Consider the following 24,332-nt stretch of genomic DNA (forward strand, 5'->3'; position numbering starts at 1 on the left):
CTCGCCGCACTTTCCGTATTCAGCTGGCACGGCGCTCAGGCGCCGTCAGCACTGCGACGCGGTCAAGCGCGCAACGGTTGCCACCTTTCCACGTAGACCGTGCGCGGAGGCTCGAAATCGACCACCAGAACGGGTGTTCCGACGGCGAACGTGGTGTCCGGCTCGGCCGGATAGGCGTAAAAGGCCTCGGTGCCGCCGCGGACGCTGAGCAGCACCTCGCCGATCAGCCCCGGCCCGACGGTGCCGGTCACCCGGCCGCGGCTGCCGATCATCCGCCGAACCCCCGGATCTTGACCTTGGTGCCCTTGGGCACGAACGAGCCGGGGGCCGGGTCCTGCTGCAGGACGAAGTCGAAGCCGCCGCCGTGCCCGTGGCCGTCGCCGCCCTTGCGGTCGACGTCGAGCCCGGCCTGCTTGAGCATGTCGGCGGCCTGGTCGAACGTGCGGTACCGGACGTCCGGCACCTGGACCGCGTTGGAGACGTAGACCTTGACCTTCTTGGTCCCCGCCGAGCCCGCGCCCGGGTCGGTGCGGGTGACCGCGCCCGCGGGCACGGTCTGCGAGAACTCGTCGCCGCCGTCCTGCGGCTGGAATCCGGACTGCTTGAGGATCTGGAACGCCTCGTCCTTGGACCGCCCGGTGACGTCCGGGACCGGCGGAAGCGGCTCCGGGCCCTTGGACAGCACCAGCGTCACCTGTCCGCCGATGTCCACCGGGGTGCCCGCCGCCGGGCTCACGCTCACGACGGTGCCCTGGGGCGCGGTGTCGCTGTACTCCGGCGTGCCCTGGACGACGGTGAGCTTCTGTTCTTGGATCGCCTTCGTGGCCGTGTCGAGCGCGGTGCCGACCTGGATGTTCGGCACCTTCGGCTTGCCCTTCGACACCACCACGGACACCGCGGCGTCCTGGTCGAGCGTGGTGCCGGGGGCCGGGTCCACCTTGATCACCCGGTTGGCGTCGACGGTGTTGTCGAACTCCTGGCTGTAGCGCGGGTTCAGCTTCGCCGCGCGCAGCTGGTCGCCCGCCTCGGCCTGGGTCAGCCCGGCGAGCTTCGGCACCGTCGTGGTCGTGACCTTGGAATCGCTGAGGATGAACGCGAACGCGCCGATCAGCCCGCCGAGCACCAGCACCCCGGCGATCGCCAGCGCGATCAGCTTGCGTTTGTCGCGCGGTTTCCGCGGCTCGTCCGGAGCGGGAGCGGGCGGCCCGGCGTGCGGCGGACCGGCCGGGGGAGGCGCGACGGGAACGGCGCGGGTCATCGCGCGCGTGCCGCGAGGCCCGGAGACCGGCATGGTCTGCTGGCCCAGCGGAACGTTCTGCTGGACGGCGGGGATGTTCGGGAGCGTGCGTTCGACGTCCGACACCCGGTCGCCGTCCGGCGGCGGGGGCACCGGCACCGCGACCGGCTGCAGGCCCAGCTCGGCGCGCGCGGCCTGCAGCTGCGCCAGGAACTCGTTCGCGTCGGCCGGGCGCTGCTCCGGGTCGCGGCGGGTGGCGCGCAGGATCAGGTCGTCGAGCACCGGCGGCAGGTCCGGCCGCAGTTCGCTCGGGCGGGGCACGTCGTCGTTCACGTGCCGGTAGGCGACCGAGATCGCGGTGTCGCCGGTGTAGGGCAGCCGGCCGGTGAGCATCTCGTACAGCAGGATGCCCGCCGAATAGACGTCGCTGCGGGCCGTGGTGTCGCCGGTGGCGACCTGTTCGGGGGCCAGGTAGCCCACGGTGCCGAGGATGACGCTCGAGCTCGTGGTGCCCGCGCTGGCCACCGCGCGGACCAGGCCGAAGTCGCCGACCTTCACCACGCCGCCCGCGAGCTGCCCGCTGCGGCCGATGAGCACGTTCTCGGGCTTGACGTCGCGGTGGACCAGCCCGGCGGCGTGCGCGGCGGCCAGCGCGGCCAGCACCGGCTCCGCGACGCTCAGCGCGAGCGAGACGTCCAGCTGGCCCTGCTCGTCCAGCAGGTCGCGCAGCGTGCCGCCGTTGACCAGCTCCATCACCAGGAAGGCGAGGCCGGTGTCCTGGCCTGCCGGGGTGTCGAAGCCCTGGTCGTGCACGGCGACCACGTTCGGGTGGTGCAGCTGGGCGGCCGAACGCGCTTCGCGCACGAACCGGTCGACGAACGACCGGTCGTCGGCGAAGCGCGGATCCATGATCTTGATCGCCACCGCCCGGTCGAGGCGGGTGTCGAGGCCCCGGTAGACGGCCGACATCCCGCCCCTGGCCAGCAGCTGGTCAACGCGGTACCGGCGTTCGAGCAGAGTGCCGACGAGGCTGGGCTGGGTGCGCGTCACGGTGGGCAATCGTACGGAAGGTCGCGCGCGGCGGGGCGGGTCACCCGTGCGTAGCAGTGGGCCGGACGGGGGAATGTGGCACAGTGTCACGTGTGAGTGGGATTCCTGTCGCCGACGACATCCTCGACATCGAGGTCGCGGTCAAGCCGTTGCCGGAGGTGGCGGCCGCATTGGGGGTGTCGGCCAACAAGGTTCGCCAGATGCTGCGGGACGGCGAGATGATCGCTGTCCGGCGCTCGGGCGAACTCTGCGTGCCCGCCGCCTTCTTCGTGAAGGACGGTCTCGTCAAGGGGTTGAGCGGCACCATCACCGTGCTCGCCGACTCCGGGTTCAGCCGCACCGAGATGCTCCGCTGGCTCTTCACCCCCGACGACACGCTGCCGGGCAGCACGCCGGTCAACGCGCTGCGCACCAGCCACGGGACCGAGGTCAAGCGGCGCGCGCAGGCGATGGCGTTCTGAGCCTTCCCGCATTGCTCCGGACGGTCTGACAACAATTGCCCTTCCGGACAGAAACCGCGTTTTTCGTTGACGCGGCCAATTGGTCCAGTCCATCCTCGGAAACCGTCCTGAAAATCCTGCTCTGCCGCATGCTGGAGAGGAGCATCGGGCATGGGAGGACGGGTTTCCGGAAGACGCCGCGCGGTCGTGTCGATCGCGCTGGCGCTGGGCGGTTCCGCTGTGCTGGCACCATCCGCGGCGGCCGCGCCCTTCGCGGCGGCGACACCGCAAGCGCGGGAAGTGACTCTGCTGACGGGGGACCGGCTCACGGTTTTCCCGGGGCCGGACGGCGGCACGAATTACGCCTTTTCGTCGCCGTCGCGCGCCGCTTTTCAGTCGTATCAAACCGACGGCGGCGACCGTTACGTCATTCCGAGCGAGGCCGTTCCGTTTCTCGGGCGGCTGGACAAATCGCTGTTCGACGTCACCGCGCTAGCTCGAACGCAGGCGGGTCCGACACCCCTGGAGATCACTTTCCCGGCCGGTGCGGCTCCGACGGCGTTGCCTGGGATCACTCTCGCCTCGTCCGCCGGGAACACCGCGATGGGATATCTCGCTTCGGCCGCGGAATTCACCGCTGACCTGCACCGACGTCTCGCCCAGGACGCGGCCGCCGGACGCCCGGCGGGCAGCAGTGCGCTGCCCGCGACGATCCGGCTGGCCGGCGCTCCCCGCGAACAACAGCCGCGGTATCCGATGAAAATCGTCGAACTCCGCCTCGTCGACCTGCAGGGCCGCTCGGTCAACGGCATCGTTTCGCTGATCAACACCGACTCCGCGGCCAAGCTGCTTCGGCACGTCGACGTCGACGGCGTTACCCGGATCGCGGTTCCCGAGGGGAACTACGCCGCCTCTGCGACCTTCTCCGACTTCGACAGCACCGGGAGCGTGATCGCCACGCGGACCTCGTGGGTCGAGGGGTTCGCCGTCGGAGATTCGCCGGGCGTGCAGACCCTGACCGTGGAGGAGAAGTACGCGACCGCCGAGGTCGAGGTGGCCCCGTCGAAGTCGACGACCCAGGAACTGCTCACCACCAACTTCTTCCGAGAGGACGCGACCGGCCGCGGATTCGCCGTCGGCATCTCGGGCAGCACGACCAAGCAGTACGTGCGGCCGGTGCCGAAGCCGGCTCAGGGCGTGCTGCATTACGTCGTGCAGTGGGCGGGCAAAGCGCCCAAGCCCGAGGACCGGTATCGCGTCGATCTTTCGTTCGCCAGCGAGGGCATCGCCGAGAACCAGTCGTTCTCCACAAAGGACAGTGAACTCGCGACGGTCCGGGACCGGATGTACGCCGATCCCGCCGACACCATGCCGGTCGCGATCGACAGCGGTCCGGTGGACCCGGTGATCCTGCGGCACGGCCTCGGCGCGAGCGGTTTCTTCATCCACGCCCCGGGCGTCCTGACTGACTACCTCGGCACCACGCACACCAGGCAATGGGTGCAGTACGAGCAAAAAGGCTCGTCGTACACGCTCATGACCGCCGACCCCCGCACCTATCGGCCGGGCAGCACCACGACGGTCGACTGGTCGCGCGGACCGTTGACCGCCGGTCTCGGACAGCGGCAGCGGGACCGGCTGTGCGAGGCGTGTTATTCCGGCGGCACGATATCGGTCGCCATCCCGGAATTGCGCGACAGCGAACCGGACCACACCGCGATCCCGTTGTTCTACGCACCGCAGCTGCATTTCTCCTTGTACCGCAACGATCAGCGAGTGTTCGATCAGGACGGCGCCTACGGCGCGTCGGTCGACGTGCCGAAAACGCCAGCGACCATCCGCGGAGTGCTGGACGTCGACCGGACCGCGATACCCGGCGTCGGCCAGGCCGGAAAACTGCGCACAGAACTGACGCTGCAGTACGACCCGGCCGCTCGCGACGCCACACTGCCGTCCCCGCATCGGTGCCAGGCAAGCGATCCGACGCAGCCGTGCCGGATCCTCGGCGCGCTGACTGTGGACTACCGGCTGGATTCCGATCTCTCCACGACGTCGTCCTCGCCGCTGCAGGTGCTTGAACTGCACGTCGGCCACGCCGCTTACAGCGGTGCCGGATCGCATTCGCCGATCACCTCGGCGACTGTTTCGGTTTCTGTCGACAACGGGGTCACCTGGCAGCCAGCGCAAGTTTTCGGACTGTTCGGCGAATACGTCGCGATGTGGCGGAATCCACCGGCCGGGACGTCGCCGTCGCTGAAGGTGACCGCACGGGATCTGGCGGGCAACGCGATCACGCAGACGATCAGCAACGCCTACACCGTCGGGAAGGCCGAGCGATGAGACGCCTCAGTTTTCTGGCCGTGCTGATTGTCCTTGCCGCGCTCGTCCCGTCCGTAGCGTCCGCCTCCCAGCGCGACATCTGCGGTCCTGCCGCGCCTGGATTCGCTCGGTGTTACGCCAAAATGGACAGTCGCGCTGCCTTGCGTGCCAACGGCTACAGCCCGGCTGACCTGCGTTCTGCCTACCGCCTGCCCGACACCGGCGGCGCAACCGAGACGATCGCCATCGTCGACGCTGGCGACGCCCCGACCGCCGAAGCAGACCTGGCGGTATATCGACAAACCTACGGCCTCCCGCCATGCACCACCGCGAACGGCTGCTTCCGCAAGGTCAACCAGCACGGCGACGCCGCACCGCTCCCGCCTCGGCAGGGCGATTGGCCAGTGGAGACCGCGCTGGACCTGGACATGGCCTCCGCGGCCTGCTCCCAGTGCAAAATCCTGCTGGTGGAAGGAGACGACGCTTCCTTCGACGCGCTCGGCACCTCGGTGGACACGGCCGTGAAACTCGGCGCGACAATTGTGTCGAACAGCTACGGCGCGCCGGAAAGCCATTGGTCCGGCGATTTCGCCGCCCACTACCAACATCCCGGCGTGGCGATAGTCGCGTCGAGCGGCGACGGCGGTTTCTCGGTGCCGAGTGCGCCGGCGGTGTACCCGAGCGTCGTCGCGGTCGGCGGAACCTCACTGTCCAAAGCGGACAACGCACGCGGCTGGACCGAATCGGTGTGGAAGGGCGCGTCGAGCGGATGTTCGGCCTGGGTCGCGAAACCCGCGTGGCAGAGGGACCCGAACTGCCCCGGCCGAACCGTCGCCGACGTAGCCGCGGTAGCCGATCCCGCCACCGGCCCGGCTGTTTATGAGACAACAGTCCTCTCCGGCTGGAGGGTAATCGGCGGCACCAGCGCGTCCGCCCCGTTCATCGCCGGAGTCATCGCCTTGGCCGGACACCACGAGCAGTATCCGGACGCTTCGCGGCTGTACGCCGGGGAACTCAACGACGTCGTCGGCGGAGACAACGTGGTCTTCGAGGAATGCGGAGACTACCTCTGCACCGGCGTCCCGGGGTATGACGGCCCGACCGGGAACGGAACCCCTAACGGGCTAGCTGCTTTCTGACTGTCCACAACGGATGCGCCGCCGCCGCGACCACCTGCATCCCCGCCGCCGCAATCAATCCGACAGCGGGGGAGCAGGCCGCCAACGGCCCGGCCGCCGCATTTCCCAACGCTATCCCAGCGATTTTGATGCTGGCCGCGGTCGTGAACACCTGCGCCCGCATTTCCGGCGGCGCTTCCCGATGCCGAACAGCGAACAACGACGCGAGCTGCGGTCCTTCGCCAATCCCGGTGAGCGCCACCGCAATCACCAGCAGCGGCGCATTCGGTGCCACCGCCGCCCCCGCGAACCCGATCCCGATTGCGACCGTGCTCAACTGCACCGCGCGATCCGGAGAATACGACCGTCGCGAGAGAATCGTATTCGCCGCCAACGACGCGACCGACAACCCGACGAGCAACAACGTTCCGTACCCCGCGCTGCCAAGCCGCTGCTCGCCGACCAGCGGATAACAGACGAACGCCATCCCGATCCCGACGCACGACAGCGTCGAGGTGGCGGTCGACTGTCGCAACGCAGGATTGCGCACCAGAACCGTTGCCGCTTCAAGGAATCGCGGCCGCTGCCTCTCGCTGCTCCGGGGAAGCCGCCACGCGAACGGCACCGCGATCAACGCCAACACCCCGGCGACGGCCATCGCAACCGGAGCCCCCGCAGCCGTGGCAAGCAGTCCCGCGAGCCCCGGCCCGACGAGCGCCGCCGCAGTGAACGTCATCGCGTCGAGCGTGCTCGCCCTGCCGAGCTTCTGTGCGGGCACCAACGCGGGCACCTGCGCCGTCCACCCGCCCCCGATCGCCGGTGCCAGCAACCCCGTCACCACGGCAACCCCCACCACCAGCGCAAACGGCACCGCCCCGAACAGTGCAGTGATCGCAGCCAACCCCACCGCGTACCCGATCAGCCCCACCGCGAGGATCCGGCCAGGCGCGCGCGACCGGTCCAGAACCGCGCCGAGCACCGGCCCGCCGACCGCCGCCGCGACAGTGAGCCCGGCCAGCAGCGTCGACCCCGCGACCGCCCCCGAAGCGCCCACGCCGAGCAGCAGCACTGCCGGACCGGAAAGCTCGTCACCCGTGCGCGCAGCGGTCGCCCCGGTGAGATATGCCGCGAATCTGTAACGGCTTGTCACCAATGAGATGTTACAGTGGCTCATGCCTGGAACGCAGCCGAATTTCGCGGGCCGCTCCGCCCGGGACGCTGTCCGCCGTGCCGTAGCGCTGCTCGATGTGCTGCTGGCCGCGGATCCGTCGCCGGATTCGGTAGCCGCAGTTCTGGTAGAGCACGGCGAACCGCAGCTCCAGCTTTCCGCGCTCGAGGTCGCTGAGTTACGTGCCGCCGCGGTGGAATTGCGGGAGGTCTTCGCCGCGCCGGACGCCGCTTCGGCCGCCGAGGTGTTGAACGCCCTGTTCGCCGCCTACGCCGGACCCCCGCGCCTGACCGCGCACGACGACGACTTCGGCTGGCACCTGCACGTCGACTCATCCGACGACGGCCCGTGGGGAGCCTGGCTGATCACGTCCTCCGCACTGGCCCTGGCCACCCTGCTGGCCGACCGGCAGAGCGTCCCCGGCGGCCTGTGCGCGTCGCCGTCGTGCGGGAAGCCCTTCGCGCATCTAGGCGGAGGAAGCCCGCGCCGTTACTGCTCTTCCCGTTGCGCCACAAGGGAACGCGTCGCCGCTCACCGCGCCCGGCTGACCTGACCGCCAGGGAAACCCTTTCCCTGACGGCGTTCACCTGCATCGTCCGCGCCAACTCACGCGCCGCCGCGGTCATCAGCCCGAGTCAGCGAAGGCGTCCCGGCCTGGAACCAAGCGCGCGCCGCACTAAGGCAGGCAACGCGACCGCAACCCGCCGTCCCTTACCGACGACTGCGCGCCGGTTCAACACGGCGTAGTCCATCGCCTCGATCTCGTCCAGAATGCCTTCGTACAGCGTGACAGCCGTCCGCACGCAAGGCCGAGATTCCGGCCGCAGCAACGGAATCCCCGCCTCGGCCCGCCGATACACCGCCCGAGTCCGCGAAACCGCCACCGCAAGCGCCGCCCGCACCCGGGAATCCGGCCGCCCGCTCCGCCGCGCGTCCAGCAACACCGCCCGGTCCACCCCGAACGCCGCCAATTCCTCCGTGGGCAGATACAACCGCCCGCGGTCGAGATCCTCGCCGACGTCCCGCAGGAAATTCGTCAGCTGAAACGCTTCCCCCAACGCCGCCGCACTCGGCGAAGCCTCTTCCACCGGCACGACAGTCCCGAACACCGGCAGCATCTGCAGCCCGATCACACAAGCCGAACCGTAGATGTACTCGCCAAGGTCGGCGTACGTCGCATACTCGGAAACCGTCAGATCCATCCGCATGGAATGCAGAAACGCATCCACCAAATCACGCCGGATGTCGTAGCGGCGCACCGTGTCCGCGAGCGCCGCCAGCACCGGATCGGCCGGGACGCTTCCGTCGTAAACCTCGTCGACGAGCCCGGCGACCTTGTCCAGCGCGACCGCCGGATCGGTGCCGGGTTCGGGGTTGTCGACCAGTTCGTCGGCCATCCGCGCGAAGCCGTACAGCGCGTGCGCGGCCGGCCGCGCACGCGCCGGAAGCAGCCGCGTGGCAAGGAAAAACGTGCGGCCGTGATGGGCGTTGATGCGCCGGCACTCCGTGTAGGCAGAACGCAGCGCGGGCTCGGCGATGCCAGCCGCGTCGAGCTCGCTCACCGGCCGGTGATCCTTTCCGCGGCGAGCCGTCCGGAGATCAGCACCGGCGGGATGCCGACGCCGGGTGTCGTCCCGCATCCGGCGAGCACCACGTTTTCCGCCGCCCGCACCAGGTTCGCGGGCCGGAACGGGCCGGTCTGGCTGAAGGTGTGCGCGAGCGAGAACGGTGTCCCGGCGGCCAACCCGCGCGACGCCCAGTCGGCCGGAGTGAGCTGTTCGTCCACAATGTAGGTTTCGCGGAACCCGGTGAGCCCGCGCGATTCCAGCGTCCGCACCAGTTCTTCGCGATAAGCCGGACCGACGCGCGCCCAGTCGATCGGGCCGGTGTTCAGGTTCGGAGCCGGAGCGAGCACGGAGACGATCTCGCCGCCGTCGCCGGCGAGCGTCGGCTCCGTCGCGGTCGGGCGCGTGACCAGCAGCGACGGATCGCTCATCAGCTTGCCCTCGCGAACGATCTCGGCGAAGGTCCGTTCCCAAGCCTGGCCGAAGAAGATCGTGTGGTGATCCAGTTCCGGCCACGAACGGTCCGCGTGCCCGTGCAGCACGAACGCCGACGGCGAGTACTTCAACGGCAGCACGCGTCGCGGACGCGCGCCGATCAGCCGGTACGCCGCCGAAAGCTCTGTCGCGAGCACCACGGCGTCACACTCAATACGCTCGCCCGAACGCGTGCGTACAGCGCGTACGCGCGACGACACTCGCTCAAGCCACGCAGCTTCTGTACCGAACCGCAGCTCGGCTCCAGCGCGCGTCGCTGCGTCGGACATCGCGCGGGCGATAGCGCCCATGCCGCCGCGCGGGTAGTAGACGCCGCCGACAGTGTCCATGTACGCGATGACGCCGTACGCGCCGAGCGCACGCGTGGGGTCGAGGCCTGCGTACAGGGCTTGGAATGAGAAGAGCCGTCGTACACGCTCGTCACGCAAGAAGCTGGAGACGCGCGGTCCTAACCGGCCGAAGCCGCCTAGCGCGGCGAGCTTCACCAGTTCCGGCCGGACAAGATCCAGCGGCGAATCGAAGTTCGCGCCGATGAAGTGGTCCTTCTGCGCCGCGTACAGCTCGGTGAGCCACCGCCGCAGCCGCCGGTAGCCGTCCGCCTCGGCCGGACCGGCGAACGACCGGATCTCGGCTTCCATCGCGTCGCCGTCGGTGTGCACGGCGAGCGTGCTGCCGTCGGCGAAGCGAGCACGGTACGCCGGATCGAGCCTGGTCAGCGGCACAGTGTCGGCCAATGATTCGCCGACCGCGTGCAGTGCTTCGTCCACCAATTCCGGCATGGTCAGCACGCTGGCCCCGGTGTCGACCGCGTTCGCGCCGAAGTCCTGCTGCCCGGCCCGTCCGCCGGGCATCTTCTGCTGCTCCAGCAGCGTCACCCGCCGTCCCGCGCCGAGCAGGTGCAAGGTCGCCGACAGCCCGGCCAGCCCCGCGCCGACGACCACCACGTGGTCGGCGGGCCCGTTCACCGTCCGCATCAGAAGTTCCGCTGGGTAGCCAGCCGGATCAGTCCGGCGAGCGCCGACGGGGCGGGCTCGGCCAGGTGCGCGCGTTCCAGCGCGGAGTTCGCGGAGGCGGTCAGCTCGTCGATCTGGCGCTCCACCGCGGCCACCGCGCCGACCGAGGTCAGCGCCTCGCGCACCTGGTCCACGGTGCCGCTGGTCAGGTCGGCCGCCCCGATCGCGTCGGCGATCACCTTGGCCGCGGCGAGGTCGCCCCGCTCCGCGGCCAGTTGCAGGCCCAGCGCCACGAGCAGGGTGCGCTTGCCCTCGCGCAGGTCGTCGCCGGCGGGCTTGCCGGTCACCGACGGGTCGCCGAACACGCCGAGCAGGTCGTCGCGCAGCTGGAAAGCGACGCCGACGTCGCCGCCGAACTCCAGCAGCGTGGCGATCAGCCGGTCGTCCGCCCCGGCGAGCGAGGCGCCGAGGTGCAGCGGCCGCTGGACGGTGTACGCGGCGGTCTTGAGCCGGTCGATCCGCAGCGCGGCCTCGGGCGAAGCGTCGCCGACGGCCTGCGTGCGCACGTCGAGGTACTGCCCGGCGAGGACTTCCGTGCGCATCGCGCGCCAAGCCGGGCGAGCCGCCGCGATCGTGGCCGCGGGCAGCGGGGCTTCGGCGAACATGTCGTCGGCCCAGGCCAGCGCCAGGTCGCCCACCAGCACCGCGCTGGCCAGCCCGAACACCGACGGCGAACCGAGCCAGCCGCGGTCGGCGTGCAGTTTCTCGGCGGCCACGTGCACGGTCGGCCTGCCGCGGCGCGAGTCGGAGGAGTCGATGAGGTCGTCGTGGATCAGCGCGCACGCCTGGATCAGCTCCAGGCTCGCCACCGCCTGCAGCGCGCCCTCGGCGAGCGGGCCGGAAGCCGCGCCGCCCGCGCCGCGCCAGCCCCACCAGGCGAACGTCGGGCGGATCCGCTTGCCGCCGCCCAGCACGAAACCGGACAGCGCCTCGATCCCGGCCGCGACGCTCGGCTCGGTGCGCAGGATCTCGGTCCCCGCCCGGCCGAGGAAATCGGCCAGCGCACGCTCCACGTGCACGGGGAGATCGGCGTCGAATCCGGGCGCGTCCATGCCTTCATCCTCCGGGACGAGGGCGGCCGGGGTCACGCCGGGCGCCCCCGGATGTGGCGCACCAGACGCGCTCAGCCGCTCCGGAACGCGTCAGGGCTCCCGCTCGCCGCGAAGTATTCCGCCGCCTCGGCCGGTCCGCGCGGCCGGTAGCCGGGTTCGAGGCAGCCCGCGTACCAGTCCTTCGCGAGATGCCACAGCGCGTCGAGCCCGAGCACCTCGCCCGGACTGTCCACACAGGACTCGGCGCAGTACAGCCGCTGTCGGGAGCGATCGCCCGCGAGCCGGTCGGGCGAGGCCGGGAAGTACGCGACCTGCGCGCCCTCGGGCGGCCGGTCCCGCCGCACGACCAGCGCGGACGGCTCGCCGCAGCCGGGACAGCGCGTCGCCACCAGCACCTCGGGCTCGCCGGAGACGAGGTGCGGGATCGCGAACGAATCCCAGGCGCACCCGCCCCACCACATGGTGTGCTCGCCCATCACCGCGAACCCGAGCGGGACCGCCGCGAACGGCGCGGCCAGCGCCACGTGCTCGCATTCGTCGAGCCACAGCCATCTCGGGTCGGCCATCCGGTGCAGCGCCTGTTTCGCCACCGCGAGCGACCCGTGCGCGGCGCCGGCCAGCTCGGGCGCGGTGGGCGGGCGCCCGCGCGAGGCGAACGCGCGGTAGACGGCCACGCGCACGTCTTCGTCCCAGGCCAGATCGTCTTCACTGCTCATGGGCTCGCCTCCCCGGAGGGTTCGCCCCTGACGGTACGCGCGTGGCCAAGCCCACCCGGCAGCTCTGCCGCGCGTCGAGGCGAGCCACTAGAATTTCACCCCATGACGTCGGTGATCGAAAGGCTGCGGGGGGACGGGCCCGCGTTCTCCGTCGAGTTCTTCCCTCCCCGCGACGAGGCCGACGAGGCTGTCCTCTGGAAGGCGATCCGCGAGCTGGAACCGCTGGACCCTGCGTACATGTCGATCACCTACGGCGCGGGCGGTTCGAGCCGCGACGGCACCATCCGCAGCATCGCCCGCGTCGCCACCGAAACCACGCTCTGCCCGATGGCCCACCTGACGGCGGTCGACCATTCGGTGTCCGAACTGCGGAACGTGATCGGCTGGTACGCGGCGGTCGGCGTCCGCAACATCCTCGCCCTGCGCGGCGACCCGCCGGGCGACGTCTACGGCGACTGGGTGCCGCACCCCGAGGGCCTCACCTACGCCGAGGAACTGGTCGAGCTGGTCCGCTCGCTCGGCGACTTCTGCGTCGGCGTCTCGGCGTTCCCGTACGGCCACCCGCGTTCGGCGGACCTGGAAACGGACACGAAACACCTGGTCCGCAAGTTCCGCGCGGGAGCCGATTTCGCGATCGCGCAGCTGTTTTTCGAGGCAGAGGACTTCCTGCGGCTGCGCGACCGGGTCGCCGCCGCGGGCTGCGACGCGCTCGTGCTGCCCGGCATCATGCCGCTGACCACCCTGCGAACCTTGCACACCACGATCAAGCTGTCCGGCGCTCCCGCGTCACAGCGGCTGCTGGACCGGCTCGAACCGTTCTCCGACGACCCGAAGGCCTTCCGTGCGGCAGGCATCGACTGGGTCACCGAACTGTGCGAGAAACTGATCGCCGAAGGCGTTCCCGACCTGCACTTCTACACCTTCAACCGGTCCAAGGCGACGCGCGAGGTGGTCACCCGGCTCGGACTGGTGCCCGCCCGCGCGTAACTCCGTGGGCTCGGGGCGCCTCCGGCCGGTAGCGTGCCGGACATGGCTTCCACCGAACAGAGCGTTCCGGAGATCTGCGACCGGTACGTCGACGATTACGTGGCCGTGGACCCGGTCGCGGCCACCATGCTCGGCGTCGCGGGCTACGACGACCAGCTGACCGACTATTCGCCCGCGGGCCACGACGCCCGCGCGGACCTGGCGCGGCGCGCGCTGGCCGCGGTGACCGCCGCGGAACCGGCGGACGCGGGGGAGCGGGTCGCGAAGGCCGTGTTCAGCGAGCGGATCGGCCTCGAGTTGGAGATCCACGAAGCGGGTCTCGACGCCGCTTCGCTCAACGTGATCGAGAGCCCGGTGCAGGGCCTGCGGATGGTCTTCGACCTGATGCCGACCGACACCCCGGACGACTGGGCGAACGTCGCGGCCCGGCTGCCGAAGGTGCCCGAGGCGCTGGCCGGCGTCCGCGCGTCGCTGCTGGCCTCGGCCGACAAGGGGCGGGTTTCGGCGCTGCGGCAGGTTTCGAAGGTCGCCGAGCAGTGCGAGACCTGGGCCGGGCTCAAGGACGGCCCCGGTTTCTTCGCCAGCATGGTCGCCGGCGCGGGTGTCGATTCGCTGAAGTCCGAACTGGCCGCGGGCGCGCGGGCGGCGGACGAGGCGTTCGCGGAGTTCGCCGGATTCCTGCGCGCCGAACTCGCCCCGAAGGCCCCGGTCAAGGACGCCGTCGGCGAGGACACCTACCGCCTGTGGTCGCGCTACTTCATCGGCGCGGAGCTGGACCTGCGCGAGGCCTACGAGTGGGGCTGGCACGAATTCTCTCGGCTGGAAACGGAAATGCGCGCGGTCGCGAACCGCATCAAGCCCGGCGCGACGCCCGCGGAGGCCGCCGCGGTGCTCGACGCCGACCCGCGCTATCGCGTGCAGGGCCGTCCGCAGTTCGAGGCGTGGATGCAGCAGCTGTCCGACGACGCGCTGAAGTCGTTGCGCGGCAAGCACTTCGACATCCCGGACCGGCTGATGGCGCTGGAGTGCAAGATCGCCCCGCCCGGCGGCGGTGTCGGCGCGTACTACACCGGACCGAGCGAGGACTTCAGCCGTCCCGGCCGGATGTGGTGGTCGCTTCCCGCGGACCGCAACGAGTTCACGACCTGGCGCGAGGTCTCGACGGTCTACCACGAGGGCGTCCCGGGCCACCACCTGCAGATCGCGACCGCGGTCAACCAGGCCGAGACGCTCACGAAGTACCAGCGGCTGATGACGTTCATTTCGGCGCACGGCGAAGGCTGGGCGCTGTACGCGGAACGCCTGATGGAGGAACTGGGCTACCTCTCGGACGACGGCAACCTGCTGGGGATGCTGTCCGAGCAGATGTTCCGCGCCGCGCGCGTCGTGGTCGACCTCGGCATGCACCTGGAACTGGAAATCCCGGCGGGCACCGGCTTCCACGAAGGCGAGCGCTGGACGCCCGAGCTGGGCCTGGAGTTCATGCTGACCCGCACGATCACCGACCACGCGCACATCCACGACGAGATCGACCGCTACCTCGGCTGGCCGGGCCAGGCCCCCGCGTACAAACTCGGCGAACGCCTGTGGCTCGCTGCCCGCGACGACGCCCGCGCGCGGCAGGGTTCGGCATTCGACATCAAGCAGTTCCACACCAAGGCCCTGCAGATGGGCGGCATGGGACTGGACACTCTGCGCGAGCAGCTGGCGCAGCTGGACTGAGACTGCTTTCCCGGGCCGGTGTTTCCCGCGCCGGCCCGGGTGTCTGCTTCCTATGATCACCGCTCAGCTCATCGAAACCGCCCGGTTCGACCTGGTGCCGCTGTCCGTCTCGCATGCCGAGGAGATGGCTCTCGTCCTGTCCGATCCGGCCCTGCACACCTATATCGGCGGTGCCCCGGACTCGGTGGCAGCTCTCCGTTCGCGGTACCAGCGGATGACCGCGGGCTCGCCCGACCCGGCGGTCTCCTGGCTGAACTGGGTGATCCGGCTGCGCGATTCCGGCCTGGCGGGCACTGTTCAGGCGACGATCGACGGCTCTGTCGCCGAAATCGCCTGGGTGGTGGGAACTCCGTGGCAGGGCCGGGGCATCGCCACCGAAGCCGCGCGAGGACTCGTGGACTGGTTGCTCCTGCAGCCGGTGGACGCGATCGTCGCCCACGTCCACCCGGAAAACCGGGCTTCCGCCGCCGTCGCCGCCGCGGCCGGGCTCACCGCCACCGACGAATGGCAGGACGGCGAAATCCGCTGGCGCCGCACGCCACAAACCCGTTGATCGCCTCCTCTGCCTCTGGTTAAGCTCCCGTCCGTGCACCGGATCTTCCTCGTCACCCCACCTCCGCGCGCCTGAGCGGGGCAGTTTTCGCCGCGTGCGCCCGAAACCGGGCCCGCGGCCACCGGATGACGTCCTGAACCGGCCAACGCACGCTGCCCCGCGTCGTCGATCTCCGATTCCTTCGACGCAGGAGCCCTCTTCCGAATGTCTGTTTCCGTACCTTCGCGCGCCCGTTCGTCGGCCGCCCTAGTCGTCGCCGGCGTGCTCTGGGGAACCGGAGGCCTGTCCGGCTCGCTTCTCGCCCAGCAAGCCGGCCTGCACCCGCTGTCCGTCGCCGCCTACCGCCTGCTCATCGGCGGCGCCGCGAGCGCGGTCTACGTCGCTCTCACCGGCGGGCTTCGCCTTCCCACCAAGCAAAACTGGCACCGCCTCGTCCTCATCGGCGCCCTCTTCGCACTCTTCCAAGCCAGCTACTTCGCCGCCGTCGCACTCAGCTCAGTCAGCACGGCGACGATGACCACGATCGGTGCCGCACCCGTTGTGCTCACTGTGTTTTCCGCGGTGCGGCACCGCCGCGCACCCCGGCTGTGGACCCTGGTGTCCGTCGGAGGCGCCGTCGCGGGGCTGGTGCTGCTGCGCTGGTCACCGGAAACCGCGACGTCACCTTTCCGGCTGGTCGGCGGTCTCGGATTCGCACTGCTCGCGGCGACCGGGTTCGCCGTGCTCACGCTCGTCACCGCGAAGCCCGTCGACGGCCTCGACCCGTTGGCTACCACGGCATTCGGTTGCCTGACCGGCGGTTTGCTGCTGACGCCCGCCGCGCTGTGGCTCGGCATGGGCCTGCCCGCCAGCGCCGACGTGCTGCTGCTGGCCGTGTACTTCGGCGTTGTCCCGACAGCTGTCGCGTATGCCGCGTACTTCCGCGGCCTCGGCGGCGCCCACCCGGTGCTGGGCGCGCTGTCCGCGCTGCTGGAACCGCTGACGGCATCCGTGCTTTCGGTCGTTTTCCTGCACGAACGGCTGAGCGGGTTCGCGTGGGCCGGCGCGGTGCTGCTCGTGGCGGCGCTCGCGGTCGGCTACTGGCGGCCTGAACCTCGGTGACGACGCCCGAGGATCATCATTCACGGACTGTCCGCATTCTTGGAGATTTCGCCACGAACGGGTGAGCAACTCGGCTACGGTGCCGCTCATGATCACCGAAAACCGAATATTCCGGGCATCGGCGCTGGCTGCTGGGGTGGCTCTGCTCGCCTTGCTCGCCGGCTGCGGCGGCGGCTCGACCGCGGGCACCGCCGCAGCTGACTCTCCCGCTTCCGCCGCGAAACCCCCGATCACCGACCCCGCCGTGCAGGCGGCGGCCCTGCGGACCGTGGATCCGTGCGCGCTGCTGGACAGCAAGACCCTCAGCGGCGTCGGCGCACCGGACCAGTCGAGCCTTTCCTCCTCCGAATGGGGCGAGTGCAGCGTCAACGTCAAGGACGCCGGCGGCAAGACCGTCGAACTGGTGCTGCGCGTCGGCGACCAGCTGATCATGTCGAAGGACCCGTCCGAGAAGCTCGAAGGCCTTCCGCTGGTCGTCGACGGCGACAAGCCCGGGTCGTGCTGGGTCTCGGTCGTGACGTCGTTCGAACAGTCGCTGGGGATCACGTTCCAGACCAAGTCCCCTGGCGACGCCTGCGCGCCCGGACGCGCGGCGCTGGCCAAGGTCGTGCAGGCCCTGCACAGCTCCCCGCCGCAGTACAAGCAGGCGCCCGGCTCCGTGCTGACGACCGATCCGTGCGCGGCGGCGGGCAAGCAGGCCGTGGAGGCCGCGCTGGGGCAGAAGTCTTTCGTGGAGCCCAAGAGCCTGCACGAATGCGACTTCTGGTCCGGCGACGGCACCCATTACCCGCAGGTGTCGGTGCATCTGTACCAAGGCCTGCCCGCCGACGCCGGGGACGGCCAGCCCGCCGACCTCGGCGGCGGCGTCACGGCCGTCCAGAAGAAGGACGCGGACAGCAGCGTGGTCAGCTGCGACGCGACCTGGCGCAAGGTCGAGACCCCGAAGGAGGACGAGGCTCGCGGGTACGGCGAGATCGTCTCCGTGCAGTTCAGCGGCGAGCCCGAAAGCGGCCTCGACACCGCCACCGCTTGCACGAAGGCGGTCGCGGTGGCCAAGACGGTGGCCCCGTCACTCGGACACGCCTGACAGCTAGGCCCACGCGCCCGGCCTGACACCCGGGCGCGTGGCGGTTCAGCTAGTTCGCCTGCGCGTCGAGCGGCAGCGACCGCCCCAGAATCGCGAACGGACGCGGGTCGCCGGTGAACTGGTAATCGCGCAGAACGTCGACGAACCCCATGCGCCGGTACAGCTTCCACGCCCGGCTCGTCCCCTCCGGCGTGGAGAGCAGGACGTTCGCGCTGGGTACGCCGTCGAGCAGCCGGCGCAGCAGGTCCTCGCCGATCTGCTTGCCCTGGTTCTCCGGGCGCACGTGGATCTCGGTGAGCTCGAAGTAGTCCGTCAGCCAGCGCTCGGCTTCTTCCGTCCCGGCGCGGCGGGTGAGGCCGTGCCGGACCTGCTCGTGCCACCACTGCCCGGCGCGGCCCTTATAGCCGTAGGCGATGCCGAGCAGCACGCCGTTGTCGTCGAGGGCGGCCATGCAGCGCCAGCCCTCGCGCAACGCGTGCGTGAGCCACATCGGCGCGCGCTGCTCGGCCGTGCCCTCGGGGTAGCGCATCGCGTTCACGTAGATCGCCAGCGCTTCCGGCAGCCGGGCGCGGAACTCGTCGGCGGAGAGCTGCACGTATCGGGAGCATCCGGAGGAGGGCATGGCGGTCACAGTCGACCATCCTCCCCTTCGCCCGCCAGATCGCCGGGGGTGCCCCCGGTGAGCGTGACGAGCGCGTCGAAGGTGGTCGGGAAGATCGACTTCGGATGCCCCGCCGCGGCCCACACCTCGGGATGCTCGCGCAACGCCGTGTCCACGAGCGTCACGAGCTTCTCCGGATGCCCGACCGGAGCGACGCCCCCGATCGGCTGCCCGGTGTGCTCCCGGACGAACGCCGCGTCCGCCTTGCCGACGTCGGCGACCCCGGCGAGCTCCGCCAGCCGGGCTTCCTTCGCCCGATGCGCTCCCGAGGTAAGGGCAAGCAACGCGACCTCGGCCCCGCCGGCAGTGCGGGCCCGGAAAACGAGACTGTTGGCGATAGCGCCGACCGGCACGCCGAGCGCCTCCGCGGCCTGCGCGGCAGTGCGCACCTCGGCGGGCAGCACCCGCACTCCGTCAGCGGCGGCATGCTGTCCGGCCTCGCCCAGTGCGGCGGTGACCTTGGCGACAGCGGGATGGTCGTGGGTGCTCACCCGGTTATGAGACCACGCCAGCGCAGCCGTGTCCCGCACCACGTGCCCGGATTCCACCGGCGGGGTTGAGCGGATTCGCCGGCGCGGCTACTCTGGAAACAGATCGAACAGACGTTCGATACCCGGTGGGAGCGCACCGGCCGGTCCCGGGGTGGGGGAAGCACCTCGGGCCCCCGGCCGGGCCCGCCCGAGCAGGAGGAGGGTCGCCATGTCCGTCTCGGTCGTGTCCCCCGCGGACCGCGCCTCAGAGGGCCGCCCAGACCGACCTGGCGCGGTTGGCGAACAGCTGACGTTCGGTGCTGCGGTGGCGCAGGCGGGGAGTGCTGAGGACGGTTCCGTCTCAGCTGCTGCGGGACGGATGGCTCCTGAGGGCGGCGCTGTTCGGCCGTCGGCTTCCGAGGTTGCGTCTGGTTCGGTTCCGTCGTCTCATTCGGTTCCGTCGTCCGCCTCGGTGACTGACTCTGCTCGGCGTGCTGTGGCGGAGCCTGGCCTCGATCTGTGGCCTGCGTCGGAGAGCGGCTCTGACGCAGTGTCTGCTGCAACGGTCGGCCCTGTGTCCCAGCTTGAGCGCGCCGCGGCGGGTTTCTCGGCTTCCAGGCTGCTGGAGAGAAGCTCCGCCGGACCGTCCGCCGCAGCGACCAGTCCCGCACCCGAGCGCGCCGCTGCCGGTTCCCCAGCTTCCAAGCCGTTGGAGAGCCGCTCAACCGCAGTGTCCGCCGTAGCGACCGATCCCGCTCCTGCGCCCGAGCGCACCGCGCCCGGTTCCCCGGCCTCCAAGCCGCAGGAGAACCGCTCCGCCGCAGCGACCAGTCCCGCTCCCACGCCCGAGCGCACCCCGGCCGGTTCCCCAACCCCCAGGCCCACCGTCCACCACGTCCCCGAACCCGCCCTGCCCAGTTCTCCACCCCCGAGGCAGGTCGTCCACCGCACCCGAGCCGCCGTCCGGCCCTCCGCCGAACCGTCCCCCCGTCGCTCCGGCACCCAGGGCCAGCCGCAACTCCCGCTGTCCCTGCGCCCGCCTGCCCCTCCCGAGGCGGTCACCCTCCTCGCCCAGGCCAATCGCGGACTCGACCACGCGGAAAACGAACGAGACCCGGCCGAACGCTTCATCGGCGCCTACCTCGCCGCCCTCCGCGGCGCAGGTGCGGTGCTCGCCGTCCGAGGCCGTCCGCGCCGGGGACGGGGCCGGCCCGCCAGCGGGTGGGTGCTGCTCGACGCCGTCGCCCCCGAACTGCGCGAATGGTCGGCGTTCTTCGCCGACCACTCCGAAACCCGGGCCGCCGCCGAAGCCGGCATCACCGGCCGCGTCACCGCCGAACTGGCCGCGGGTCTGCTGCAGGCGACCGCCCAGTTCCTCGAATTGGTCCGCCGGGTCGTGCACGGCCTGCCGATGTCCGGGGAAGCTCATGTCGCGTGAACTCGGCACGGTCGACCACGGCCGGTTGCTCGAGGCGTTCTCCGCGGAGGCGCAGCTGCTGGGGGAGGTGGCGCACTCGACGTCGCCCGATTCGCCGGTGCCCACCGCCCCGGGCTGGACGTTGAACGAGCTGCTCAAGCACGTCGGCGTCGTGTACTGGCAGGTGCTCGGCTGGATCCGCGAAGGCCGCCGCCCCGAATCGTGGCGCGAGCCCCTGCCCGGTCAGCCGGTGGTCGATTTCTACTCCGCCGCCCGCACCGAACTCGAGGTGGAACTGGCCAATCACGACCCGGTCTCCCGAGCCGCCACCTGGTGGTCCGCCGACCCGACCCACGGTTTCTGGCGTCGCCGCATGCTCCACGAAACCCTCGTGCACCGGGTGGACGCGGAAAACGCGGCGGGTATCGACGACTCGACAGTCCCGGACGACCTGGCCGCCGACGGCGTCGACGAGGCCCTCACCCTCTACTTCGGACACAAGCTCACCACCATGGGGATCTCGGGAACCCGAAACGGCACAGTCGGTTTCCACACCGGAGGCCACAGCTGGATCGCGAGAGCGGGCCCCGGCGAAACAGAAGCCTGGCGCTGTTCTCCCCGGGAAGCCGACGCCGCGGACGCGGTAGTCACCGGCACTCCCGAGAACGTGTACCTCTGGCTCTGGGGAAGAGTCCCGGTGACCATGGTCCACACCGACGGCGACCACGAGCTGTCCGCTCAAGCCTGGGCCCTGCTGCGACTAGCCACCAGGTGACCGCTGAGAACCGAAAGCGGGGAAGCTTCCCGGTTTCTCACTGGCCGCCTGGCGATCCGGCTGTGCCGGCAAGCGCGATACCCCCGCGCTTGCCGGCACAGTTCTTTCACCCGATCCAGCCAGCCGGCGATCCGCCGTTTTTGTCGGCCCTCGCCGTTACCGTGGCGGCATGGCACCACGTTTGGTCAACCTGGCCATCGCCGCAGAAGAACCCGCACGCCTGGCGCGATTCTGGTCCGACCTCCTGGGCTGGCACACCACCGAATCCCTGGACGAGGCCACCGTCCGCCCTCCACTCGACGACGGCTGCGATCTCAACCTGGTCTTCGCTCCCGCATCCCGCCCGAAGACCACCAAAAACCGGCTCCACCTAGACCTGTCCAGCACCTCCGCCCGGCACCAACGCGAAACAGTCGCCCGAGCCGTTTCCCTGGGCGCACGCCCCATCGACATCGGCCAGCACAACGTCCCGTGGATCGTCTTGGCAGACCCCGAAGACAACGAGTTCTGCGTACTCGAACCCCGCCAGGAATACGCCAATTCCGGTGCCATAGCGGCGATCGTCCTCGACGCGGAGGACCCCGCGCGCCTGGCCCGCTTCTGGTCCCCGCTCACAGCCTGGCCCATCACCGCCGAAGAGCCCGCCATCACCACCCTGAGCAACCCCGCCGGCCGTGGCCCCACGCTCGAATTCCTCCGCGTGAAAACCCCGAAGCACAGCAGGAACCGCCTCCACCTGGACCTGGCTCCGGCCCTCCACGACGACCCCGCCGCCGAAACCCGCCGCCTCCAAGCCGCCGGCGCCCACCTAGTCGGTCAAACCGACTTCACAGACCCGGAAGACAACGAATTCCGCCTGCTCGCCCCACGCTGATCCGCGCCACGTTTCCCGCAGATCACGCACTCCCAGGCACCCTCTGACACACCCGAAACACCACGGGACGCCCCCGGTTACGTGCGTCAGGAACGGTAAGTCCCATGGATATGCCTTCGACGCCCCGCAGCCTCCTCGCGAACGCCCTTCCCAACGAGCCAGCACACCTCACTCGCTCCGAGTCAGGCCCCAGCAACCCCAAAGAAAACCGCCCACCTGCCCGAGCCTGGCGAGTACGCGTACGTTCCGACGACCACCCCGGAACGCTGGCCCGCTTCGCCATCCGGCTAGCCGACCTCGAATGCCGCGTCGTCGGCCTCACCAGACACCCCATACCCGGCGGCGTGCTAGACGAGTTCGTGCTGCGCCCCGCAACCGGCCTTCCCCAGCACCTCCTGATAGACGCCCTCCGCGACGAAGGCGGCGATTGCCTGGGGATGACCGAAACCGCCATCCCCGAACTCCGCGCTCCAGCCGCCGCGCCCGAGGAATCGATCGCCGAGGCCGCCGCCCGAGAACTCCTCACCCCGATCACGGGCACACCAACCACTGACCAGACGACAGCCGCTGGGCCTCACGCCGGGGACCACGGTGTTCCGGATGCAACTGCGTTCCGCACCGACCGGGAAATGCGCGCTGAGATCCCTGCGTACGACCACCATGCTTCGTCAGCACCGTCGGCGGCTGACCAGAAGACCGGCCCTGAAGCCGATGCCCGCGAAGGCTCGGCGGCAAATCTGTTCCCCGTTGCGGATAACCCGCCCTCTGATTCCGTCGTCCGAGAATTGCGCCGCCCTGGAGCAAATGCTCGCGCTGCCGATCGAGAGGCCGCCTCCGGGACCGGCGTCCGGGAGCCGTCCGCAACTCAACCCCTCGCGCTGAGGAAGTCCTACGACGATGCCGCAATCCGGGATTCGTCTGCCACAGCGGCGAACGGATTCGCCTCTGCTCAGGAGGCTGGAGGCGGTACCGCGGAACGCCGCACCGCAACTGCACTCCCCGTCGCGGGGGAGTTGTGCATCGGGACTGGGGAACTGCGCGCCCCAGCAACACCCGCTCACGCCGCGCGAGAGGCAGTTGTCGAAACCAGCGTCTGCGGACTTCGCGATTCGACCGCAACGGCGCTCAGCGCCGCTCGGCGGGCGATTGCTGATCCCGGCTGCCGTGCTCCGATGCTGCGGTTGGTCCTGTCCGCCGACCTCGTCACGCTCGTCCCGGCAAGCGAGGCCAACCCCGGACGCACGGAGGGCGGGCACCGGGCGGTCTTTCCCTTCGGCGACGGCCCAGCATTCGTCGCGCGGCGGCGGTGGGTGGCGTTCGCCGAATCCGAACTTGCTCAGGCTGCGGCGTTCCTGGAATTACTCGCTGCGGCAGAGCAGAATCTGGCCGCGCCGGTGGTGCTCGACCGTCCGGACGGGGCCGCAGTCGTTCTGCGGATCGGCACTCCGCGCGACATCGACGCGATCGGCGCGGTACATCTTCGCTGTTCGGCGAAGACGTTGTTCAACCGCTATCACACCGGGCTGCGCACGGTTCCCCGAAAATGGCTGCACCGCTTGCTCATGCCGCCGCGCGGAACCAGTTTGCTCGCGGTGTGCGGTCGGGACGTGATCGGGTTCGGACAGCTGATCCCTCAGCGCGACGGCACGGCTGAGGTGTCGCTGCTCGTCGAGGATGCTTGGCAGCGACAGGGAATCGGCACGGCGCTGCTCGCTCGGCTGGTCGCCCTCGCCGGGGCGGGCGGAACCACGGAGCTGACCGCGGTCTGTCTTCCGGGCAACGACGCGATGGTCCGGACTGCTGCTCGCGCCGGACTGCACGTCGAAACCAGTCCGGACGACAGCACGGTGCTGCGGCTCTCCGCCGACCGGATGTCTCGGACGCCGCAGACGGTCAGCGGTTCCAGAACCAGTCTTTGCCCCGCGCCTCGCGCAGCGCCTGCTTCTTCCGGTCGGGAGTGAGCCGGTCGAGGTAGAGCTTTCCGTCGAGGTGGTCGGTTTCGTGCTGGAGGCATTGGGCCAGCACGTCGACGCCCTCGACCTCGATCGGCTCGTTGCGCAGGTCGACGCCGCGCACGACGGCGTGCTTCGCGCGGACTGTCGGGAACCACAGTTCCGGCACGGACAGGCAGCCCTCGCCGATTTCGTGGGTCTCCTCGGAGAGGTGGGCGATCTCCGGGTTGATGACGTACCCGGTCAGCCCGCCGACGTCGTAGCTGAACACCCGCAGCCCGACCCCGATCTGCGGTGCCGCGAGCCCCGCCCGGCCCTCCGGCTGCACGCTGTCGAGGAGGTCCTTCACCAGCGCCTCGATCTTGCTGTCGAACGTGGTCACCGGGTCGCACACGGACTTGAGCACCGGGTCACCGAAGTAGCGCAACTCGCGCATCGCCATGATCGAACGTCCTTTTGTCCACCGAGGGGCCACGAGAAGTCTAGTGACACCACCTGCTTCCCCGACGCGGGTCCGCCGAGCACGCCCGCTTGCCGCGCTACGGGGCTGGCCGGTCGGC

General features: G+C 70.2%; 24 protein-coding genes. 13 read left to right on the forward strand and 11 right to left on the reverse strand.

The window, feature by feature from the left end; translation table 11 throughout:
• Positions 1-62: 62 nt before the first annotated feature.
• A complete protein-coding gene (locus ACZ7OI_RS28945) occupies positions 63-272 on the reverse strand; it encodes a hypothetical protein (protein WP_037809693.1) in 210 nt (69 codons plus the stop codon).
• Positions 269-2,287, reverse strand: a complete 2,019-nt coding sequence (gene pknB, locus ACZ7OI_RS28950; protein WP_470267299.1) for a Stk1 family PASTA domain-containing Ser/Thr kinase — start codon at positions 2,285-2,287, stop codon at positions 269-271. The genes ACZ7OI_RS28945 and pknB overlap by 4 nt, the downstream gene beginning before the upstream one ends.
• A gap of 92 nt (positions 2,288-2,379) precedes the next feature.
• Here pknB and ACZ7OI_RS28955 point away from each other — a divergent pair, with 92 nt between their 5' ends.
• The 3 genes from ACZ7OI_RS28955 (at position 2,380) to ACZ7OI_RS28965 (ending at position 6,185) form a co-directional block, all read left to right on the forward strand.
• A complete protein-coding gene (locus ACZ7OI_RS28955; protein WP_470267300.1) occupies positions 2,380-2,748 on the forward strand; it encodes an Rv2175c family DNA-binding protein in 369 nt (122 codons plus the stop codon).
• A gap of 150 nt (positions 2,749-2,898) precedes the next feature.
• Complete coding sequence (locus tag ACZ7OI_RS28960) at positions 2,899-5,067, forward strand: hypothetical protein (protein ID WP_470267301.1); 2,169 nt, start codon at positions 2,899-2,901, stop codon at positions 5,065-5,067.
• Positions 5,064-6,185 carry a S53 family peptidase gene (locus ACZ7OI_RS28965; RefSeq protein ID WP_470267302.1) on the forward strand — a complete coding sequence of 374 codons (1,122 nt, stop codon included), beginning with the start codon at positions 5,064-5,066 and terminating at the stop codon, positions 6,183-6,185. The genes ACZ7OI_RS28960 and ACZ7OI_RS28965 overlap by 4 nt, the downstream gene beginning before the upstream one ends.
• On the opposite strand, the gene ACZ7OI_RS28970 is transcribed toward ACZ7OI_RS28965, so the two are convergent.
• A complete protein-coding gene (locus ACZ7OI_RS28970; protein WP_470267303.1) occupies positions 6,163-7,314 on the reverse strand; it encodes an MFS transporter in 1,152 nt (383 codons plus the stop codon). The two genes, ACZ7OI_RS28965 and ACZ7OI_RS28970, sit on opposite strands and share 23 nt — an antisense overlap.
• Positions 7,315-7,336: 22 nt before the next feature.
• On the opposite strand from ACZ7OI_RS28970, the gene ACZ7OI_RS28975 reads away from it, so the two are divergent.
• Positions 7,337-7,885, forward strand: coding sequence for a CGNR zinc finger domain-containing protein (locus ACZ7OI_RS28975; protein WP_470267305.1), 549 nt, complete (start codon positions 7,337-7,339; stop codon positions 7,883-7,885).
• 82 nt (positions 7,886-7,967) lie between these two features.
• On the opposite strand, the gene ACZ7OI_RS28980 is transcribed toward ACZ7OI_RS28975, so the two are convergent.
• The 4 genes from ACZ7OI_RS28980 to merB all read right to left on the reverse strand — a co-directional run bounded on the left by ACZ7OI_RS28980 (position 7,968) and on the right by merB (position 12,173).
• Positions 7,968-8,894, reverse strand: a complete 927-nt coding sequence (locus ACZ7OI_RS28980) for a phytoene/squalene synthase family protein (protein WP_470267306.1) — start codon at positions 8,892-8,894, stop codon at positions 7,968-7,970.
• The gene (gene crtI / locus ACZ7OI_RS28985; RefSeq protein ID WP_470267307.1) at positions 8,891-10,366 is read right to left on the reverse strand and encodes a phytoene desaturase family protein; all 1,476 of its coding nucleotides are present in this window, start codon (positions 10,364-10,366) and stop codon (positions 8,891-8,893) included. The genes ACZ7OI_RS28980 and crtI overlap by 4 nt, the downstream gene beginning before the upstream one ends.
• Positions 10,366-11,457, reverse strand: a complete 1,092-nt coding sequence (locus ACZ7OI_RS28990; RefSeq protein ID WP_470267308.1) for a polyprenyl synthetase family protein — start codon at positions 11,455-11,457, stop codon at positions 10,366-10,368. Before ACZ7OI_RS28990 ends, crtI begins: the two co-directional genes overlap by 1 nt.
• A 71-nt stretch (positions 11,458-11,528) precedes the next feature.
• Entirely contained in the window at positions 11,529-12,173 is a 645-nt protein-coding gene (merB, locus tag ACZ7OI_RS28995; RefSeq protein ID WP_470267309.1) for an organomercurial lyase, read from the reverse strand.
• Between the two features lie 102 nt (positions 12,174-12,275).
• Here merB and ACZ7OI_RS29000 point away from each other — a divergent pair, with 102 nt between their 5' ends.
• The 5 genes from ACZ7OI_RS29000 (at position 12,276) to ACZ7OI_RS29020 (ending at position 17,623) form a co-directional block, all read left to right on the forward strand.
• Positions 12,276-13,160 (forward strand): methylenetetrahydrofolate reductase, encoded by an 885-nt coding sequence (locus ACZ7OI_RS29000; protein WP_470267310.1) that lies wholly within the window; start codon positions 12,276-12,278, stop codon positions 13,158-13,160.
• Positions 13,161-13,202: 42 nt separating this feature from the next.
• Positions 13,203-14,882 (forward strand): DUF885 domain-containing protein, encoded by a 1,680-nt coding sequence (locus ACZ7OI_RS29005; protein WP_470267311.1) that lies wholly within the window; start codon positions 13,203-13,205, stop codon positions 14,880-14,882.
• Positions 14,883-14,934: 52 nt separating this feature from the next.
• The gene (locus ACZ7OI_RS29010; RefSeq protein WP_470267312.1) at positions 14,935-15,435 is read left to right on the forward strand and encodes a GNAT family N-acetyltransferase; all 501 of its coding nucleotides are present in this window, start codon (positions 14,935-14,937) and stop codon (positions 15,433-15,435) included.
• Positions 15,436-15,639: 204 nt separating this feature from the next.
• Complete coding sequence (locus tag ACZ7OI_RS29015) at positions 15,640-16,536, forward strand: DMT family transporter (RefSeq protein WP_470267313.1); 897 nt, start codon at positions 15,640-15,642, stop codon at positions 16,534-16,536.
• An 88-nt stretch (positions 16,537-16,624) separates the two neighbouring features.
• Positions 16,625-17,623 (forward strand): DUF3558 family protein, encoded by a 999-nt coding sequence (locus ACZ7OI_RS29020; RefSeq protein ID WP_470267314.1) that lies wholly within the window; start codon positions 16,625-16,627, stop codon positions 17,621-17,623.
• A gap of 49 nt (positions 17,624-17,672) precedes the next feature.
• Here ACZ7OI_RS29020 and ACZ7OI_RS29025 read toward each other — a convergent pair whose 3' ends face one another.
• The gene (locus tag ACZ7OI_RS29025; RefSeq protein WP_470267315.1) at positions 17,673-18,254 is read right to left on the reverse strand and encodes a GNAT family N-acetyltransferase; all 582 of its coding nucleotides are present in this window, start codon (positions 18,252-18,254) and stop codon (positions 17,673-17,675) included.
• On the reverse strand, positions 18,251-18,775 hold the full coding sequence (locus ACZ7OI_RS29030) for a YbaK/EbsC family protein (RefSeq protein ID WP_470267316.1): 525 nt from the start codon (positions 18,773-18,775) through the stop codon (positions 18,251-18,253). The genes ACZ7OI_RS29025 and ACZ7OI_RS29030 overlap by 4 nt, the downstream gene beginning before the upstream one ends.
• A gap of 709 nt (positions 18,776-19,484) precedes the next feature.
• Here ACZ7OI_RS29030 and ACZ7OI_RS29035 point away from each other — a divergent pair.
• The 3 genes from ACZ7OI_RS29035 to ACZ7OI_RS29045 all read left to right on the forward strand — a co-directional run bounded on the left by ACZ7OI_RS29035 (position 19,485) and on the right by ACZ7OI_RS29045 (position 21,820).
• Positions 19,485-20,192 carry an SAV_6107 family HEPN domain-containing protein gene (locus ACZ7OI_RS29035; RefSeq protein ID WP_470267317.1) on the forward strand — a complete coding sequence of 236 codons (708 nt, stop codon included), beginning with the start codon at positions 19,485-19,487 and terminating at the stop codon, positions 20,190-20,192.
• On the forward strand, positions 20,182-20,946 hold the full coding sequence (locus ACZ7OI_RS29040) for a maleylpyruvate isomerase family mycothiol-dependent enzyme (protein WP_470267318.1): 765 nt from the start codon (positions 20,182-20,184) through the stop codon (positions 20,944-20,946). Before ACZ7OI_RS29035 ends, ACZ7OI_RS29040 begins: the two co-directional genes overlap by 11 nt.
• 181 nt (positions 20,947-21,127) lie before the next feature.
• Complete coding sequence (locus ACZ7OI_RS29045) at positions 21,128-21,820, forward strand: VOC family protein (RefSeq protein ID WP_470267319.1); 693 nt, start codon at positions 21,128-21,130, stop codon at positions 21,818-21,820.
• Positions 21,821-22,167: 347 nt separating this feature from the next.
• Here ACZ7OI_RS29045 and ACZ7OI_RS29050 read toward each other — a convergent pair whose 3' ends face one another.
• A complete protein-coding gene (locus tag ACZ7OI_RS29050; protein ID WP_470267320.1) occupies positions 22,168-22,482 on the reverse strand; it encodes a hypothetical protein in 315 nt (104 codons plus the stop codon).
• 510 nt (positions 22,483-22,992) lie between these two features.
• On the opposite strand from ACZ7OI_RS29050, the gene ACZ7OI_RS29055 reads away from it, so the two are divergent.
• Positions 22,993-23,781: a GNAT family N-acetyltransferase gene (locus ACZ7OI_RS29055; protein WP_470267321.1), complete on the forward strand. Its 789-nt coding sequence runs from the start codon at positions 22,993-22,995 to the stop codon at positions 23,779-23,781.
• Here ACZ7OI_RS29055 and def read toward each other — a convergent pair.
• Positions 23,714-24,214, reverse strand: coding sequence for a peptide deformylase (def, locus tag ACZ7OI_RS29060; RefSeq protein WP_037809726.1), 501 nt, complete (start codon positions 24,212-24,214; stop codon positions 23,714-23,716). The two genes, ACZ7OI_RS29055 and def, sit on opposite strands and share 68 nt — an antisense overlap.
• Positions 24,215-24,332: the final 118 nt, after the last annotated feature.

It is taken from the genome of Amycolatopsis sp. NPDC114503 (assembly GCF_055633655.1).

Coding starts and splice junctions, on each gene's coding strand:
- ACZ7OI_RS28945 (WP_037809693.1), bottom strand. CDS start 272: ATGATCGGCAGCCGCGGCCGGGTGACCGGCACCGTCGGGCCGGGGCTG.
- ACZ7OI_RS28960 (WP_470267301.1), top strand. CDS start 2,899: ATGGGAGGACGGGTTTCCGGAAGACGCCGCGCGGTCGTGTCGATCGCG.
- ACZ7OI_RS28965 (WP_470267302.1), top strand. CDS start 5,064: ATGAGACGCCTCAGTTTTCTGGCCGTGCTGATTGTCCTTGCCGCGCTC.
- ACZ7OI_RS28975 (WP_470267305.1), top strand. CDS start 7,337: ATGCCTGGAACGCAGCCGAATTTCGCGGGCCGCTCCGCCCGGGACGCT.
- crtI (WP_470267307.1), bottom strand. CDS start 10,366: ATGCGGACGGTGAACGGGCCCGCCGACCACGTGGTGGTCGTCGGCGCG.
- ACZ7OI_RS28990 (WP_470267308.1), bottom strand. CDS start 11,457: ATGGACGCGCCCGGATTCGACGCCGATCTCCCCGTGCACGTGGAGCGT.
- merB (WP_470267309.1), bottom strand. CDS start 12,173: ATGAGCAGTGAAGACGATCTGGCCTGGGACGAAGACGTGCGCGTGGCC.
- ACZ7OI_RS29000 (WP_470267310.1), top strand. CDS start 12,276: ATGACGTCGGTGATCGAAAGGCTGCGGGGGGACGGGCCCGCGTTCTCC.
- ACZ7OI_RS29005 (WP_470267311.1), top strand. CDS start 13,203: ATGGCTTCCACCGAACAGAGCGTTCCGGAGATCTGCGACCGGTACGTC.
- ACZ7OI_RS29010 (WP_470267312.1), top strand. CDS start 14,935: ATGATCACCGCTCAGCTCATCGAAACCGCCCGGTTCGACCTGGTGCCG.
- ACZ7OI_RS29015 (WP_470267313.1), top strand. CDS start 15,640: ATGTCTGTTTCCGTACCTTCGCGCGCCCGTTCGTCGGCCGCCCTAGTC.
- ACZ7OI_RS29020 (WP_470267314.1), top strand. CDS start 16,625: ATGATCACCGAAAACCGAATATTCCGGGCATCGGCGCTGGCTGCTGGG.
- ACZ7OI_RS29040 (WP_470267318.1), top strand. CDS start 20,182: ATGTCGCGTGAACTCGGCACGGTCGACCACGGCCGGTTGCTCGAGGCG.
- ACZ7OI_RS29050 (WP_470267320.1), bottom strand. CDS start 22,482: ATGGTGGTCGTACGCAGGGATCTCAGCGCGCATTTCCCGGTCGGTGCG.
- ACZ7OI_RS29055 (WP_470267321.1), top strand. CDS start 22,993: ATGCTGCGGTTGGTCCTGTCCGCCGACCTCGTCACGCTCGTCCCGGCA.
- def (WP_037809726.1), bottom strand. CDS start 24,214: ATGGCGATGCGCGAGTTGCGCTACTTCGGTGACCCGGTGCTCAAGTCC.